Raw genomic sequence first — 14953 nt, 5'->3', positions numbered from 1 at the left:
TGGTGAGCTCAAGGGATCTACTTGTCCTTCGGTTCTTCGCCGATCACCGACTGCACCACCATGCGCTCGTCGCCGAACACGTCGTCGGAGTCGACGCCGTACTTGCGCACGTGCTCGCTGTCCTCGTCGCCCTCGCCCTTGGCCGCACCGGCCGCGGGGGACATGAGCGAGCCGGACCCCTTGCCGGCGACGGCGCCACCCTTCCCGGCGGCCGCACCGGGCCGGTTCGCGTCGGGACCGACACCCGTGGAGCCACCCGGCGTCATGCTGCCCGGCACACCCTTGCCGGCCGCACCCGTGCCACTCGCGCCGGCACCCGCGCCACCGGGGCCGCCGCCCGCGCCGGGACCACCCTTGCCACCACCGCCGATGGTGCTCGGAGCACCCTTCGGTCCGGTCGAGGCGATCGGCGTCTTGGGCGCCTGGCTGGGCCCGCGCCCACCGCCGACGACCTGCGGCCCGCGCGCGTTGCCCGCGGCACCCGCCAGGCCGGCGGCCGCTGCGGTGGCGGCGGTGGCCGCGACCGGGAGCGGGGAGCCGAAGGGCTTGGGGAGGCCGGGGCCTGCGGCGATCGTGCCCGGCGTGGAGGTGCCGGGGAGGATGCCGGTGGTGCTGCCGGGGATGTTCGGGGTGGGGCCGACGGGGACGCCGGGGGAGCCCGGTGAGCCGGGGGTGCCGGTGAAGCCGGGACCGCCGGTGACTCCGGGCGGGGTGGAGTGGGGCATGCCGACCGCGTGGCCGACGGAGGTGGAGGACGGGGCGCTGCTCACCACGATCTCCGGTGCCTGAGGCGGCGGCCGGAAGTCGTTCAGGGAGCCCTGGCTGCCGCCGACGTACCCGTTCAGCGCGTCGATGGCCTGCTGGCGCGCCTTGTTGGTCGCTGCCACCTCGGCGGCGTGGTCGGTTTCATAGCCGACGAGACCGCCGAGCTTGTCGCCGAGGTTCCGCTCGGTGTCACCGTGCAGCTTCTCCTCCTCCGGCGACCGGTAGCGGGCCTGGCTCGTGCTCTCCTGCTGCCGCGCCATCGCGTCGGAGTTCTGCGTCGTCGCCTCACCTGCCTCGGCGACGACCTTGGTGGAGGCCTGGGTCTTGTCCTGGGCGTGCTGGCCGGCCGCGCCGTCCCAGTTGATGCCGAGCTCCTTGAGCTGCAGCTGCAGCTCGTCGTCGACCGACTTCAGCGTGCCGGCCAGGTCGCGAAGCGCATCGGAGGCCGTCGAGAACTTCCGGCCGAGATCACCGTTGTTGAGGCGGTTGACCTCTGCGGCCAGCTCACCGTTCGACCAGCCGTCGAAGTTCCAGTCGGTCAGATCGTGATATCCAGACATTGCCTCCCCCTCACTTCAGCGTCTTGAGCGTGTCCAGCGCGAGGCCGGCGGCCTTCTTCGCCTTGTCACACAGCTGCTGCTGGGTCTCCTTGACAGCGCTGTCCGGCTTGTAGTCCACGATGAGCTGCTGGCCCTCGGCCACGTCCACGGCGACCGCGCAGTCCACGGCGTCGACACCGACGAGCTTGATCTCAGCAGCGCCGTACCCGGCGACGTCGATCACGTCGGCGGTCACGTTCCCACCTTCGGTCAGCCAGTAGTCGACGCCCTTGTTGGTGGCGAGGACGGCGAGGTACGAGTAGGTGAGGTTGTTGCTGAAGAAGCAGGCGGGCATGGGCGTGCTGTCGACCATCTTCGACTGCTGGGAGGACCCCTCCGCGATCTTGACCTGCTTCATCTGATCAGCGGTCAGGAGCTTGCAGGGCTCGACGCCGGTCACCTTGAGGTCAGCGGGGCGTGCGGGGAGCTTCTTCGTCGCCTGCGAAGTCGCCGTCGTCGTGGGCGGCTCCGGGTTGGGCTTGCCCGCTTCCCCGGTGCCGGTGCACGCCGAGGCCGTCACCAGCAGCAGGGCCGCGACGACTGGTCCGATGTACTTCTTGCTCACGCCTTCGGTCCGAACGTCGCGGTGATGTCTTCCTCGCTGATGTTGTACTGCGTGGCCGCGTCTCGCAGCTGGTCCGACAGAGCTTTCAGGCTCTTCACATATGCTTCGACCCGTCCCGCATAGGTGTCGGAGCCTCCGACCAGCCGGCTGTTCCACGCCTTGGCGATGTCGGCGCCCACTCGCCCGCCGGTGCCCGCGTCGGCGGGGATCTTGAGATCGCTCTGCACGAGCCCGAGCTTGGTCTCGAGCACCTTGGCCTGGTCGTGGATGAGCGCGCCGGCCTTCAGGACATTCTTCTCGTTGACCTTGAAGTGCTGTGTCGCGGGACCTGCGGACATCTTGTCCAACGCAGCAGAGGCGACCTGGAAGGCGCCCACCGCGGCCCCGATAGCGCCACCCATTGCCGCAGCGGCACCGAGAACGGCATCCGCCCCCGCGTTCTCCTGTGTCACGACGTCCTACCCCCGTACGGTTGGTGACGGTTCGGTCTCGCTTCGCAGGCTACCAACGCCCGCGTAAGACGCACCTGTAGTTCGACGAAGACCACCCCCAGTTGGTTCCACGTCACTCAGCGTTCGTTTGCGCTGGCAGAACGTGCCAAGAACCGGGGCGACCGAACCGGGCACAGGAAGTCGGGTGCGCCGGCGGGAGAGCCCATAGCGTTGGTCGCGTGCTGGAACGACTCAACCAGGCCATGGCCCACATCGAGGACAGCCTCGACCGCGAGGTGGACGTGAAGCAGCTCGCGCGGATCGCGGGCAGTTCGGAGTACCACTTCCGGCGGATGTTCTCGGCGCTCGCCGGGATTCCGCTGAGCGAGTACATCAGGCGCAGGCGGCTCACCAGGGCGGCGAGTGAGGTCCTCAGTGGACAGATGTCGTTGCTCGACGTGGCCGTCAGGTGGGGTTACGGGTCCAACGAGGCTTTTGCGCGGGCGTTCAGGGCCATGCACGGGGTTGGGCCGCAGGAGGCGCGCAGCACCAGGAAGCCGTTGCAGTCGCAGCAGGTGCTGACGTTCAAGTTGATCGTGGAGGGGAGTGCGAGCATGGAGTACCGGGTCGTCGAGAGGGACGGGTTCCGGGTGGTCGGGCGGGGGACGCGGGTGCCGTTGGTGCACCTGGGGATGAACCCGGCGATCGTGGAGTTCGTCAAGGGCATCGGGATGCCGGTGCTGGAGCGGATGAAGGAGCTCAGCGACAGCGAACCGCGTGGGCTCGTGGCGTTGACCAGCAACCAGGAGGGCAACGAGGAGGGTGACCACCTCGACTACTTCCACGGTGTGGTGACGACCGCGGAGGCACCGGAGGACATGGAGACCGTCACGGTGCCGAAGGGCACGTGGGCGGTGTTCACGACCGAGGGGCCGTACCCGGAGAGCATCCAGTACATGTGGCGGGACGTCTACACGCAGTGGTTCCCGTCGAACAGCTACGAGAGCGCCGAGGGGCCGACGATGCTGCGGACCGAGATCCACGGGGACACGGCGAAGGCCGAGCTGTGGGTTCCGGTCACCAGCTGAGGCAGAGGCGTTCGATGACGTCCCGCAGTTCCAGGACGGCGAGCCACTGGTCGGGCACCACCTCGGCGCCGTCGCGGGCGCCGAGGAGGTTGCCGCAGATGGAACCGGTCGAGTCGCTGTCGCCGGAGTGGTTCACGGCCAGGCGCACGGCCGTGGCGAAGTCGGGGGCCACGAGGGCCGCGTGCAGGCCGATGGCGAGGGCCTCCTCGCCGACCCAGCCGCCGCCGAGCTCGGACTCGACCTGCTCCGGTGTCAGGGGGCCGAGGCCGACCACCTTGTCCAGCAACGTGGTCTGCTCTTCGTGGCCGTCCCAGCGGACCAGTTCCGCGCGGGCCACGGCCACGGCCGACAGGAGGTCGGCGCCGTCCAGCAGGGAACGCACGACCGCCGCCAGCACGCCCGCGGACAGGTAGCCGCTCGGATGGTGGTGGGTCATCCGCGCCGTCCCCACCGCCAGGGTGAACACCTCGCGCACGTCCGGGGACCACACGGCGACGGGGGCGGCGCGCATGACGCCGCCGCAGCCCTTCGAGTCGTTCTTCTCGCCGTGCTTCAGCGCGGTGATGCACGTGTGGCCGGGTGCGCGGCGTGAGTGCAGGCGCCGGTCGGACATCAGCCAGCCGTCGTCGGCCACCGGCGGGCCGCCCTGGGTGTGCAGCCACCGGCCGTAGGCGGCACGCACCGTCAGCAGCGGGTCCACGCCGTACTGGCGGGCCAGCAGCAGGCCCTCCAGCGTGAACAGCACCATCTGGGTGTCGTCGGTGATCTCCAGCGACGGCAGGTCGACGACACCGTCCGGGCCGTGCCGGCGGCGGATCACGTCGATCGAGGAGAACTCGATCGGCGCACCGAGACCGTCACCGACGGCGCCTCCCAGGACGCACCCGAGCAGGCTCACGGCACCGTGATCTGGTCGTCGACGGCCTTCAGCGCGATGTCGGTGCGGTGGTGCGAGCCGGTCAGGTGGATGTCGGCCACCCTCTTGTAGGCGCGCTCACGGGCCTTCGCCAACGACTTGCCGGTGCCCACGACGGACAGCACGCGGCCGCCTGCGGACACCACGGCGCCGTCCTCGCGACGGCGGGTGCCCGCGTGCAGCACGCCGTCGGCGTCGGAGCCGGTGATCACGTCACCGGTGCGCGGGCGGCCGGGGTAGCCCTCCGCGGCGACCACGACGGTCACGGCGTAGCCGTTCTCCCACTCCAACGGCTCCAGGGACCCCAGGGTGCCGGTGGCCGCGGCCAGGAACAGCGCGGAGATCGGCGACTTCAGCAGCGCCAGCACCGACTGGGTCTCCGGGTCGCCGAAGCGGCAGTTGAACTCGATCACCTGCACGCCGTTCGACGTCAGCGCCAGGCCCGCGTACAGCAGGCCGACGAACGGCGTCTCCCGCGCGCGCAGCTCGTCGACCACCGGCTGCACGCACCGGGCGACGATCTCGTCGACCAGGCCCTCCGGGGCCCACGGCAGCGGCGCGTAGGCGCCCATGCCGCCGGTGTTGGGGCCGGCGTCGCCGTCGCCGACGCGCTTGAAGTCCTGCGCCGGGATCAGCGGCACCACGGAGACGCCGTCGGTGACGCAGAACAGCGACACCTCCGGACCGTCCAGGAAGGACTCCAGCAGCACCGGGTGGCCGCCGTCGAGCAACGTCATCGCGTGCGCGCGGGCCGCGGCCAGGTCGGACGTGACGACCACGCCCTTGCCGGCCGCGAGACCGTCGTCCTTCACGACCCACGTCGGCCCGAAGCGCCCGAGGGCGGCGTCGAGGCGGGCGGGGTTGTCCACGACCTCGCTGTGGGCCGTCGGCACGCCCGCGGCGTTCATGACGTCCTTGGCGAACGCCTTCGAGCCTTCGATGCAGGCCGCCGCCTTCGAGGGCCCGAAGCACGGGATGCCGAGCTCGCGGACCGCGTCGGCGGCCCCGACGACCAGCGGTTGTTCGGGGCCGATGACGACGAGGTCGGCCTTCCACTCACGGGCGAGGCCGGCGACCGCCGAGGCATCTGCGACGTCCACGCCGTAGATCTCGGCGTGTCCCGCGATGCCTGCGTTGCCCGGCGCGCACGCCAAGGCAGTCAGCTGCGGGTCGCGCGACAACGCGAGGACAAGGGCATGCTCACGGGCTCCAGACCCGATGACCAGGACGCGCACGGTGCCTGAGCGTAGTTCAGCCGAGGGCCTGCTTCGCTCCAGGGTGCAGCGGGACCGGGTCGGACGCCGACGCCTTGGCCCTGTCGACGTCCTTCACGGCCGGGTGCACCTTCTCCAGGTCGGCCTTCTTGTCGAAGATCAGCTTGGTCACGGCGCACGCGTTGTTCGCGGCGAAGTCGTCCCGGACGAGGAGCAGGTTCGGCACCACGATCGTGGACACTTCGGCCACGCCGTAGGTCGCGGCGGGGATCTTGGCCGTGTCGTACACGGGGCTGATCTTCTTCATCTCCGGCAGCAGCGGGGTGATGTCGATGAACTTCACCCGGTCCTTCATGGAGGTGGTGATGTCGGTGATCTGCGGCGTCGGCAGGCCGCCGGACCAGATCAAGCCGTCGATGCTGCCGTCCTTCATCCCGTCCGCGGTCTTGGTCAGGTCGAGGCGCTGGGCGGAGACGTCGGAGTCGATGTTGAGCCCGGCGGACTTCAGCAGCCGGCCCGCGATCACCTCGGTGCCCGACTTGGGCGAGCCGGTGGAGATCCGCTTGCCCTTCATGTCCGCGATCGAGTTGATCCCGGAGTCGGCCCTGACGAGCACCTGCGTGTAGTTCGGGTAGATCCGGGCCAGCGCGGAGACCTTCTGCTTGGTCGTGAACGCGCCGGTGCCGTTGACGGCGTCCGCGGCGGTGTCGGCGAGCGAGAACGCGATGTCGTACGTGCCGCCGACGAGCTGCTGGACGTTCTGCACGGACGCGCCGGTCTCGGCCGCTGACGCCTTGAGCTTCGAGTTGTCGCTGATCAGCTTCGCGAGACCGCCGCCGACGACGAAGTAGACGCCGCCGGAGTTGCCGGTCGCGATCGTGATCCGCCCGTCCGACGCCTCGCACGACGCCTGCGAGCCGCTGCCCGCGTCCGGTGTGGTGGGCGTGCGCTTGCCGCCGCACCCGGAAACCACGAGCGCCAGTGCGATCGCACCGATCGCGTACCTACGCAGCATCAGGAACCCTCCTACGAGTGACCAGGTGGACCGCCACGGCCACCACGAGGAACCCGGCCCCGATGGCGATCGTCAGCGGTTGCAGGTAGAGCAGGAACAACGCGGCCGGCACGCACAGCAGGCGCTCCGGCCAGCGCGCAGGGCCGAACAGCCAGCCGCCCGTCAGCACGGCGAGGGCGGCGACCCCCAGCGCGGACGCGGCGAACGTCCACACCGAGTCCAGCAACGAGCCGCGCAGCAGCAGCCCGGCGCCCTCGTCGGTCAGCACGAACGCGAGCGGCACCAGGAACGCGGGCAGCGTGTACTTCCACGTCTGCCACATCGTCTTCATGACGTCACCGCCGGTCAGCGCGGCCGCGGCGACGGCGGCGAGCGCGGTCGGCGGCGTCACCTCCGACAGCACCGCGTAGTAGAAGATGAACATCGCGGTCTCGGCCGGTTCGACGCCCAGCGTGATCAGCGCCGGTCCGATGACGACCCACGAGATGATGAACGACGCCGTGACCGGCACCGCGAGCCCGAGCACGGACACGGCGACGGCCGCGAGCACCGCGGTGAGCATCAGCACGACCGCGGGTTCCGAGGTCAGCGCCGACGCCAGGTCCACCAGCGAGCCCGCAAGCGCTTGCCCCAGGCCGGTCTTGGTGATCGTCGAGGTGATCACACCCGCTGCCGCGCAGACCGCGATCACCGGGAACGCCGAGCGCACGCCGGCCGACAGCGAGTCGGCGACCATCCGCGGCCAGTCGCGCCGGTGGTTGACCAGCGCGAACAGCGCGGCCACGCCCGTCGCGTACACGACCGCCCTGTAGACGGGGATGTCCAGCGCCAGGAACACGATGATGATCCCGAGCGACAGGAAGTGGTACCAGCCGAGCTTCAGCACGTCGAGGAACCGCGGCGCGTCCACGTCGACCGGCCGCGCGCCGAACCGGCGGGCGTCGGCCTCGACGGCCAGCGCGATGCCCAGGTAGTACAGCAGGGTCGGGATGATCGCCCAGATCAGCACCGACAGGTACGACACCTGGAGGTACTCGGCGATGATGAACGCCGCCGCCCCCAGCGTCGGCGGCGACAGGATCGCGCCGATGCCGGACGCCGCGAGCAGCCCGCCCGCGTTCTCCCTGGGGTACCCGGCCTTCTGCAGCATCGGCCACGTGACGGCGCCCAGCGACACCGTCGTCGCGGTGCCCGAGCCGGACACCGTTCCGAGCAGGAACCCGGCGGTCGCGGCGGTGCGGCCCGGTGCCGTGCGGGACTTGCGGAACGCGGCGAAGCTGATGTCGACGAAGAACCTGCCGGCGCCGGACGCGTTCAGCACCGCGCCGTAGATCGTGAACAGCACGATGTAGGTCGCGGCGACGTCGAGCGGTGTGCCGTAGAACCCGCTGGCGTCGTTGAAGAAACCGTTGATGATCTGGGAGAAGTCGACACCGGAGTGCGCGATCGACCACGACGGCGGCAGGAACCCGCCGTAGTAGGCGTAGGCGATGAACGCCAGGCACACCACGGGGAGCACCCAGCCGGTCGTGCGCCGGCAGGCCTCCAGGACCAGCACGAGCAGCACGGCGCCCGCGGCGACGTCGAGCGCGGTGAGCTGCCCCTGCCGGTCGAGGAACGCGTCGAAGCCCCCGAACAGCGGGTAGGCGCCGACGACGAACGCCAGGGCCGCCAGCACCCAGTCCCACCACGGCGGCTGGTGCCCGCGGCCGTAGGACAGGAACACCAGCGGCAGCGTCACCGCGAGGAAGATGATCAGGTAGTACTGGCTTCCCTTGGCGAACGGGAAGAACACCTGCTTGAGCACCAGCAGTGCGATCAGCAGGCCGGCGATCCACAGCGCCCGCTCCCACCGGGGTGAGAGCGAGCGCGACGGCATCTCCTCGTCGTGCTCCGCGACGATGCGGGCGAGGTCGGGGGTGGCCACGGACCGACCGTACTGTGGGGCCGATCACAGCCCCAGGGGATCAATCCAAAGGAACTGCAAAGAGTCACCGCGACCGTCCACACGGCACGCGCAGGACAGCGCTCCCGCCATTGCGCAGAATGAGCGCATGGTCGGGCCTGAAGTCTTGCTGTTGCTGCTCGGGGCGTTGGTCGTCACGTCCATCGCCCGTCGGCTCAACTGGTCGGCACCGCTGGTGCTGGTCGCCGTCGGGCTCGTGGTGTCGTTCATACCCGGCGTGCCGGAGTTCGAGATCGACCCGCACCTGATCCTGCTGGTCGTGCTGCCGCCGCTGCTCTACAGCGCCGCGCTGGACAGCTCCTACCTCAACATCCGCGCGAACCTGCGGCCGATCGGGCTGCTCGCGATCGGCCTGGTGCTGTTCACGACGCTCGTGGTGGGGCTGACGGCGAAGCTGGTGTTCCCCGACCTGCCGTTCGCCGCCGCGCTGGTCCTCGGTGCCGTCGTGGCACCGCCGGACGCCGTCGCCGCGGTCGCCATCGGGCGCAAGCTGGGCCTCCAGCGCCGCGCGATGACGTTGCTGGTCGGCGAGAGCCTGATCAACGACGCCACGGCGCTGACCGCGTTCAAGGTGGCGGTGGCCGCCGCGGCCGGCGCCGCCATGCACCCGGTCGAGGGCGTCGGGTTGTTCCTGCTGGTCACGGCGGGCGGCATCGCGGTCGGCCTGGCCGTGGGCGTGGTGGTCAGGTTCCTGCGCAAGCGGCTCTGCGAGGGTGTGCTGGAGAGCGCGCTGGGCCTGCTGGTGCCGTTCGGCGCCTACCTGCTCGCGGAGGAGGTCGCGCACGTCTCCGGTGTGCTCGCGGTCGTCGTGGCCGGCCTGTACGTCGGTCACCACTCGCCGCGCGGCACCTACACCACCCGGTTGCAGGACGCGGCGGTGTGGCGGGCCTTGGACGTGCTGCTGGAGTCGTTCGTCTTCGCGCTGATCGGCCTGCAGCTGTCCTCGATCATCGGTGCCGCCGACCTCAACGCGAGCCTGCTGCTGGGTGCCGCTGCGGTGCTGCTGGCGACGGTGCTGGCCCGGTTCGCCTGGATGTACCCGGCCGCGTGGATCCCGTACCGGCTGTCGAAGAAGCTGCGGGAACGGGAACGGCCGCCGCACACCGGTCAGCTCACGGTGATCTCGTGGGCCGGCATGCGCGGTGTGGTCACGCTCGCCGCGGCGGCCGCGATCCCGCCGGACGTGCCTGGCCGCGACATCATCGTGTTCTGCGCGTTCGTCGTGACGGTCGCCACGCTGCTGCTGCAGGGCACGACGCTGCCGTGGCTGATCGGCAAGATCGGCTTCGAGGGCGACGACGCGCGGCAGGACGCGCTGGCGGAGGCCCAGGTGCAGCACCGGGCGGCGCGGGCCGCGGTCGACCGGCTGGACCAGGAGGTCGACGAGGTGCCCGACCACGTGCGCGACCAGCTGCGGTCGCTCGCGGAGCACCGGGGCAACGCCGCGTGGGAACGCCTGGGGCGCCAGGACGAGGAGAGCCCGGCCGCGGCGTACCGGCGGTTGCGCCGGGTGATGCTCAAGGCCGAGCGCGACGAGTTCATCAAGGCCAGGGACTCCGGCGAGATCGACGACGAGGTGCTGTTCCGGGTGCTGCGCGAGCTCGACCTGGAGGAGGCGGCACTGTCCCGTGAGTAACCGTTCACCTGCTTTTCGTGTTGCGATGCTTGGGTGCGCTCTCAACACGAAATGGGAGGTCGAACGATGGATCCCAAGAGGGGTCGCGGCCGTGGCCTGGCCGCCGTGGTCCTCGTGTTCGCGGGTGCGGTGGTGGCGTCACTGCCCTCCGCGTCCGCACACGACGACAAGGGGCCGATCGTCATCGGGCACCGCGGTGCGTCGGCGTACCGGCCGGAGCACACGCTCGCGGCGTACGAGCTCGCCGCGCGCATGGGAGCCGATTACATCGAGCCGGACCTGGTGCCCACCAAGGACGGCAAGCTGGTCGCGCGGCACGAGAACGAGATCGGCGGCACCACCGACGTCTCCGCCAAGCCGCAGTTCGCCGACCGCAGGAAGACCAAGACGATCGACGGCGTCGCGGTCACCGGCTGGTTCACCGAGGACTTCACGCTCGCCGAGCTGAAGACGTTGCGCGCCAAGGAACGCATCCCCGCGATCCGCCCGCGCAACACGCTCTACGACGGCCGCTTCGAGGTGCCGACGCTGCAGGAGGTCATCGACCTCTCCCAGCGCCTGTCCCGGGAGCTGCACCGCGAGATCGGCATCTACCCCGAGACCAAGCACCCGACGTACTTCCAGTCGATCGGGCTCGCGCTGGAGCCGAAGCTCGTCGACGTGCTCAACCGCAACGGCCTCAACCGCCGCGGCGCCAAGGTGTTCGTCCAGTCGTTCGAGGTGGCGAACCTCAAGGAGCTCAACCGGTCGCTGCGCGTGCCGATCGTGCAGCTGGTCAACGGTTCCGGCGCGCCGTACGACTTCGTCGTGGCCGGGGACAAGCGCACCTACGCCGACCTGGTCACGCCGGCCGGTCTGCGCGAGGTCCGCTCGTACGCCGACGGCGTGGGCCTGACCAAGGACATCATCATCCCCAGGGACGCCAACGGGTTCCTCAAGGCGCCGACGACCGTCGTCAAGGACGCGCACAGGCTCGGGCTGGCCGTGCACTCGTGGACGTTCCGCAACGAGAACTCGTTCCTGCCGGCGGACTTCCGTTCCTCGACCGACCCGGCCGCGTACGGCCGGGCCTTCGAGGAGTACGACCTGTTCTTCAAGCAGGGCATCGACGGCGTGTTCGCGGACAACCCCGACACGGCCGTCGAGGCCAAGGTCAAGCGCTAGCGAGTGAGAGCGTGCGGTCCCCGTCGAGCAACCCGCGTTGCTCCAACAGGGGCCGCACGCCCTCCCCGAACCAGTAGGCCTCTTCCAGGTGCGGGTAGCCGGAGAGGATGAACTCGCTGATCCCGATGGAGTGGTACTCCTCCACGAGATCCGCTACCTCCGCGTGCGAGCCCACCAGCGCCGTCCCTGCGCCGCCGCGCACCAGTCCGACCCCGGCCCACAGGTTCGGGTGGATCTCCAGACCCCGCACACCGCGGCTGAGGTCTCCGCCGTGCAGGGCCACCATCCGTTGCTGGCCAACGGACTCCGACTTGCCCAGCTGCGCCTGCGCCTGTGCGACGGCAGCCGGGTCCAGCGCGTCGAGCAACCGCGCCGCGGCCGCCCACGCCTCGGCCGAGGTGTCGCGGCTGATCGTGTGCAGCCGGATGCCGAACCGGATCGGCCGGTCCGTCAGCGCCCGCACCCGTGCGATCTTCGCCGCGACGTCGGCGGGCGGCTCGCCCCACGTCAGGTACACGTCGGCCCTGGCGGCGGCCACCGGCAGCGCGGCGTCGGAGGAGCCGCCGAAGTAGATCGGCGGCACCGGGTCCGGTGCGCGCAGCACGGTCGCGCCCTCGACCTGGTAGTGCCTGCCGTGGAACGAGTAGGGCTGCCCGCTCCACACCCCGCGCACGACCTCCAGGAACTCGTCGGTGCGCGAGTAGCGCTCGTCGTGGTCGAGCCAGTCGCCGAACCGCTGCTGCTCGACGGAGTCGCCGCCGGTGACGACGTTGAGCAGCAACCGGCCGCGGGAGATCCGCTGGTAGGTCGCGGCCATCTGCGCGGCCAGCGTCGGCGACAGCACGCCCGGCCGGAACGCCACCAGGAACTTGAGCGTCGAGGTCTGGCTGATCAACGCGGCCGTGGTCAGCCACGCGTCCTCGCACCACGTGCCGGTGGGCGTGAGCACCCCGGTGAACCCGACCTGCTCGGCCGTCCGCGCGATCTGCGCCAGGTAGTCGATGTCCGGTTCACGGCGGGCGCCGGCGGCGGGGGCGCGCTGCGCGTGGAAGTGCTCCACGACGGTGCGGCCGTCACCGGAGGTCGGCAGGAACCAGTGCAGCGTGATGCTCATGTGAGATCTCCCTGGAACCTCGTGTCGACGAACTTCGCGAAGTCGACCTTGCCGGGCAGCGTCCCGTCCTCGGTGAACGCGTCGGCGAGCTCCTGCTCCGACCTGATGAGCGTGTCGTCGATCTTCACCGGCAGGTCGCCGTTGCGGTTGACCGCGGCGAGCGCGACCTCGTGCTTGAGCCCGGTCTCCGCGGCCCACGCCTTCGCCCACTCCTCGCGGTGCGTGTCGGCCCACTTCTGGGCCTTGTAGTAGCGGATCAGGTACTCCTTGAGCGCCGGGGCCTTCCCCTTGTCGTCCAGGGCTTTCCGGCCCGCCACCTGGAACCCGTACCCGTTGGACCTGCCCTCACCGGTGGTGAGCACGCGGGCCTTGGCCTCCTGCTGCGCCTGCGCCGTGTAGGGGTCCCACACCGCCCACGCGTCGACCTTGCCCTGGGTGAACGCGCTGTAGGCGTCGGAGGGCTGCAGGAAGTTCAGCGTCACGTCCTTGGTCGTCAACCCGTTGGCGCGCAACGTGAGCAGCACCTGGCCGTGGGCGGAGCTGCCCTTGGCGACCGCGATGTTCCTGCCCTTCAGCTCGCTGACGCTGCGCAGCGGCGAGCTCTCCGGCACGAGGATGGCGTCGGCCTCGACCTGCCCCTTCGACGCGCCGATGGCGGCGATCTTGGCGTTCGCGGCGGCGGCGAAGATCGGCGGGGTGTTGCCGACACCGCCGATGTCGATCGCACCGGCCGACGCGGCTTCGAGCAGCGGCGGACCGGACGTGAACGTCGACCACTCCAGCTCGTGCGGGAAGTCCTTCAGCAGACCGGCGGCCGTCAGCAGCGCCTTCGCCCCGCCCTTCTGGTCGCCGACCTTCAGCACGACCTCACCGGCCGGGGTGTCCTGCGCGGTCGCGGCGCACCCGGTCGTCAGCAGGATCGCGGCGAGCAGCCCGAGCAACTTCCTAGGCAGCTGTCTCAACATCCACTCCCAGGTCGGCGAGCACGCGGGTGCGTTGCTCCACAACGGAGGCCCGGCGGCGCGGGCGGGACTCGGTGACGCGGTGCTCGGCGACGATCCGGCCCTCGTCGAGCACGAGGACCCGGTCGGCGAGCAGCAACGCCTCGTCGACGTCGTGCGTCACCAGCAGCACGGCGGGGCGGTGGCGGGCCCACAGGTCCTCCACCAGGTGGTGCATGGCCAGGCGGGTCAACGCGTCCAGCGCGCCGAACGGTTCGTCCAGCAGCAGCACGTCGGGTTCGCGGACCAGCGCCCGCGCGAGCGACACCCGTTGCGCCTCTCCGCCGGAGAGCGTCAACGGCCACGCGTCGGCGTGGTCGGGCAGCCGCACCTCCTCCAGCGCCTTCAGCGCCACCGGGCGGCCGTCCGGCCGGTGCAGGCCGAGCGCGATGTTGCGCCAGACCTTGCGCCACGGCAGCAGCCGCGGCTGCTGGAAGGCGACCGACACCGTGCCGGGCACCTGGGCCGTGCCGGAGAAGTCGTCGTCCAGGCCGGCGAGGATGCGCAGCAGCGTGGACTTGCCGCAGCCGCTGCGGCCCAGCAGCGCCACCAGCTCACCCGGCGCGATCTCCAGGTCGATCCCGTCCAGCACCGTCCGCTGCCCGAAGGCCTTGCGCAGACCGCGCACCGTCACCGCGCTCGCCATCGCAGCACTCTCCTCTCCAGCAACCGCACCAGGGCGTCGGTGGACAGGCCGAGCAGCGCGTAGACCACGAGGCCGACCACGACGACGTCGGTGCGGAGGAACTCACGGGCGTTGTTGATCAGGTGGCCGAGGCCGGCGTCGGCGTTGACCTGCTCGCCGACGATCAGCGACAGCCAGGCGGTGCCGAGCGAGATCCGCAGCCCCACCAGCGTCTGCGGCACGGCCGAGGGCAGGACGACGTGCACGACGCGTTCGAACCGGGTGTAGCCCAGGACGCGGGCGGCCTCGACGAGACCGGGGTCGGTCTGCCGGATGCCGGAGTGCAGGTTCAGGTACAGCGGGAACGCGACACCGGCCGCGACCAGCGCGAGCTTGGGTTCCTCGCCGATGCCGAACCAGAGGATGAAGAGCGGGATCAGGCCCAGGTGCGGGAGCGTTCGCAGCATCTGGACGGGCGGGTCCACCAGCGTCTCGCCCCACCGGGAAAGACCCGCCGCGAGCCCCAGCGCGACACCGACCACGCCGCCGATGAGAAATCCGAAGAAAACGCGGCCCAGCGAAACGAGAAATGCGTCGACCAATTGGCCGTCGGCGATGAGCTCACCGGCCGACTCCGCCACCGTCAGCGGCGACGCCAGTTTCTCAGGCGAGAGCACACCCGTTGAGCTGGCCAGTTGCCACAGCAGAACCAGCGCCGCCGGGCTGATCCAGCGCAGCGGCAGCGTCGGTTTTCGAACAACGGAAAGGGCCACGGCGCTGAATTACAGGCGAGCCGTGGCCCTTCGTCAACGACGCCCAAATCGTGAAAACGCGTCGTACTTCGAGATAGTCGG

The 14953-nt window shown here is 70.4% G+C and carries 14 protein-coding genes; 3 read left to right on the top strand and 11 right to left on the bottom strand.

Annotation, left to right across the window (positions count from 1 at the left end):
• Nucleotides 1-17: 17 nt before the first annotated feature.
• Genes AB0A63_RS22085 through AB0A63_RS22075 form a run of 3 tightly spaced genes read right to left on the bottom strand, consistent with a single transcriptional unit; the run spans nt 18 to nt 2381 of the window.
• Nucleotides 18-1325, bottom strand: coding sequence for a hypothetical protein (locus tag AB0A63_RS22085; RefSeq protein ID WP_360394301.1), 1308 nt, complete (start codon nt 1323-1325; stop codon nt 18-20).
• Nucleotides 1326-1335: 10 nt separating this feature from the next.
• Nucleotides 1336-1929 (bottom strand): DUF3558 domain-containing protein, encoded by a 594-nt coding sequence (locus tag AB0A63_RS22080; RefSeq protein ID WP_360394300.1) that lies wholly within the window; start codon nt 1927-1929, stop codon nt 1336-1338.
• Nucleotides 1926-2381: a hypothetical protein gene (locus AB0A63_RS22075; RefSeq protein ID WP_360394298.1), complete on the bottom strand. Its 456-nt coding sequence runs from the start codon at nt 2379-2381 to the stop codon at nt 1926-1928. Before AB0A63_RS22075 ends, AB0A63_RS22080 begins: the two co-directional genes overlap by 4 nt.
• A 218-nt stretch (nt 2382-2599) precedes the next feature.
• Here AB0A63_RS22075 and AB0A63_RS22070 point away from each other — a divergent pair, with 218 nt between their 5' ends.
• Nucleotides 2600-3448 (top strand): AraC family transcriptional regulator, encoded by an 849-nt coding sequence (locus AB0A63_RS22070; protein WP_360394295.1) that lies wholly within the window; start codon nt 2600-2602, stop codon nt 3446-3448.
• Here AB0A63_RS22070 and AB0A63_RS22065 read toward each other — a convergent pair.
• Genes AB0A63_RS22065 through AB0A63_RS22050 form a run of 4 tightly spaced genes read right to left on the bottom strand, consistent with a single transcriptional unit; the run spans nt 3438 to nt 8472 of the window.
• A complete protein-coding gene (locus AB0A63_RS22065; RefSeq protein ID WP_360394292.1) occupies nt 3438-4346 on the bottom strand; it encodes an ADP-ribosylglycohydrolase family protein in 909 nt (302 codons plus the stop codon). The two genes, AB0A63_RS22070 and AB0A63_RS22065, sit on opposite strands and share 11 nt — an antisense overlap.
• Entirely contained in the window at nt 4343-5599 is a 1257-nt protein-coding gene (purD, locus tag AB0A63_RS22060) for a phosphoribosylamine--glycine ligase (RefSeq protein ID WP_360394289.1), read from the bottom strand. The genes AB0A63_RS22065 and purD overlap by 4 nt, the downstream gene beginning before the upstream one ends.
• A gap of 16 nt (nt 5600-5615) precedes the next feature.
• Nucleotides 5616-6593 carry a TAXI family TRAP transporter solute-binding subunit gene (locus tag AB0A63_RS22055; RefSeq protein WP_360394287.1) on the bottom strand — a complete coding sequence of 326 codons (978 nt, stop codon included), beginning with the start codon at nt 6591-6593 and terminating at the stop codon, nt 5616-5618.
• The gene (locus AB0A63_RS22050) at nt 6583-8472 is read right to left on the bottom strand and encodes a TRAP transporter fused permease subunit (RefSeq protein ID WP_360394843.1); all 1890 of its coding nucleotides are present in this window, start codon (nt 8470-8472) and stop codon (nt 6583-6585) included. The genes AB0A63_RS22055 and AB0A63_RS22050 overlap by 11 nt, the downstream gene beginning before the upstream one ends.
• 175 nt (nt 8473-8647) lie before the next feature.
• Here AB0A63_RS22050 and AB0A63_RS22045 point away from each other — a divergent pair, with 175 nt between their 5' ends.
• Nucleotides 8648-10195: a Na+/H+ antiporter gene (locus AB0A63_RS22045; RefSeq protein ID WP_360394284.1), complete on the top strand. Its 1548-nt coding sequence runs from the start codon at nt 8648-8650 to the stop codon at nt 10193-10195.
• A gap of 66 nt (nt 10196-10261) precedes the next feature.
• Nucleotides 10262-11359: a glycerophosphodiester phosphodiesterase gene (locus AB0A63_RS22040; protein WP_360394281.1), complete on the top strand. Its 1098-nt coding sequence runs from the start codon at nt 10262-10264 to the stop codon at nt 11357-11359.
• Here AB0A63_RS22040 and AB0A63_RS22035 read toward each other — a convergent pair.
• Genes AB0A63_RS22035 through AB0A63_RS22020 form a run of 4 tightly spaced genes read right to left on the bottom strand, consistent with a single transcriptional unit; the run spans nt 11349 to nt 14872 of the window.
• Complete coding sequence (locus tag AB0A63_RS22035; protein ID WP_360394278.1) at nt 11349-12473, bottom strand: LLM class flavin-dependent oxidoreductase; 1125 nt, start codon at nt 12471-12473, stop codon at nt 11349-11351. The two genes, AB0A63_RS22040 and AB0A63_RS22035, sit on opposite strands and share 11 nt — an antisense overlap.
• The gene (locus AB0A63_RS22030) at nt 12470-13438 is read right to left on the bottom strand and encodes an ABC transporter substrate-binding protein (protein WP_360394275.1); all 969 of its coding nucleotides are present in this window, start codon (nt 13436-13438) and stop codon (nt 12470-12472) included. The genes AB0A63_RS22035 and AB0A63_RS22030 overlap by 4 nt, the downstream gene beginning before the upstream one ends.
• The gene (locus tag AB0A63_RS22025) at nt 13419-14120 is read right to left on the bottom strand and encodes an ABC transporter ATP-binding protein (RefSeq protein ID WP_360394273.1); all 702 of its coding nucleotides are present in this window, start codon (nt 14118-14120) and stop codon (nt 13419-13421) included. The genes AB0A63_RS22030 and AB0A63_RS22025 overlap by 20 nt, the downstream gene beginning before the upstream one ends.
• On the bottom strand, nt 14105-14872 hold the full coding sequence (locus AB0A63_RS22020) for an ABC transporter permease (RefSeq protein ID WP_360394271.1): 768 nt from the start codon (nt 14870-14872) through the stop codon (nt 14105-14107). Before AB0A63_RS22020 ends, AB0A63_RS22025 begins: the two co-directional genes overlap by 16 nt.
• Nucleotides 14873-14953 lie beyond the last annotated feature (81 nt).

The organism is Lentzea sp. NPDC042327 (genome assembly GCF_040647275.1).
Taxonomy (GTDB): Bacteria; Actinomycetota; Actinomycetes; order Mycobacteriales; family Pseudonocardiaceae; genus Lentzea.
The sequence above is the reverse complement of the archived record's forward strand: the minus strand, read 5'-3'. Positions and strand labels throughout refer to the sequence as shown.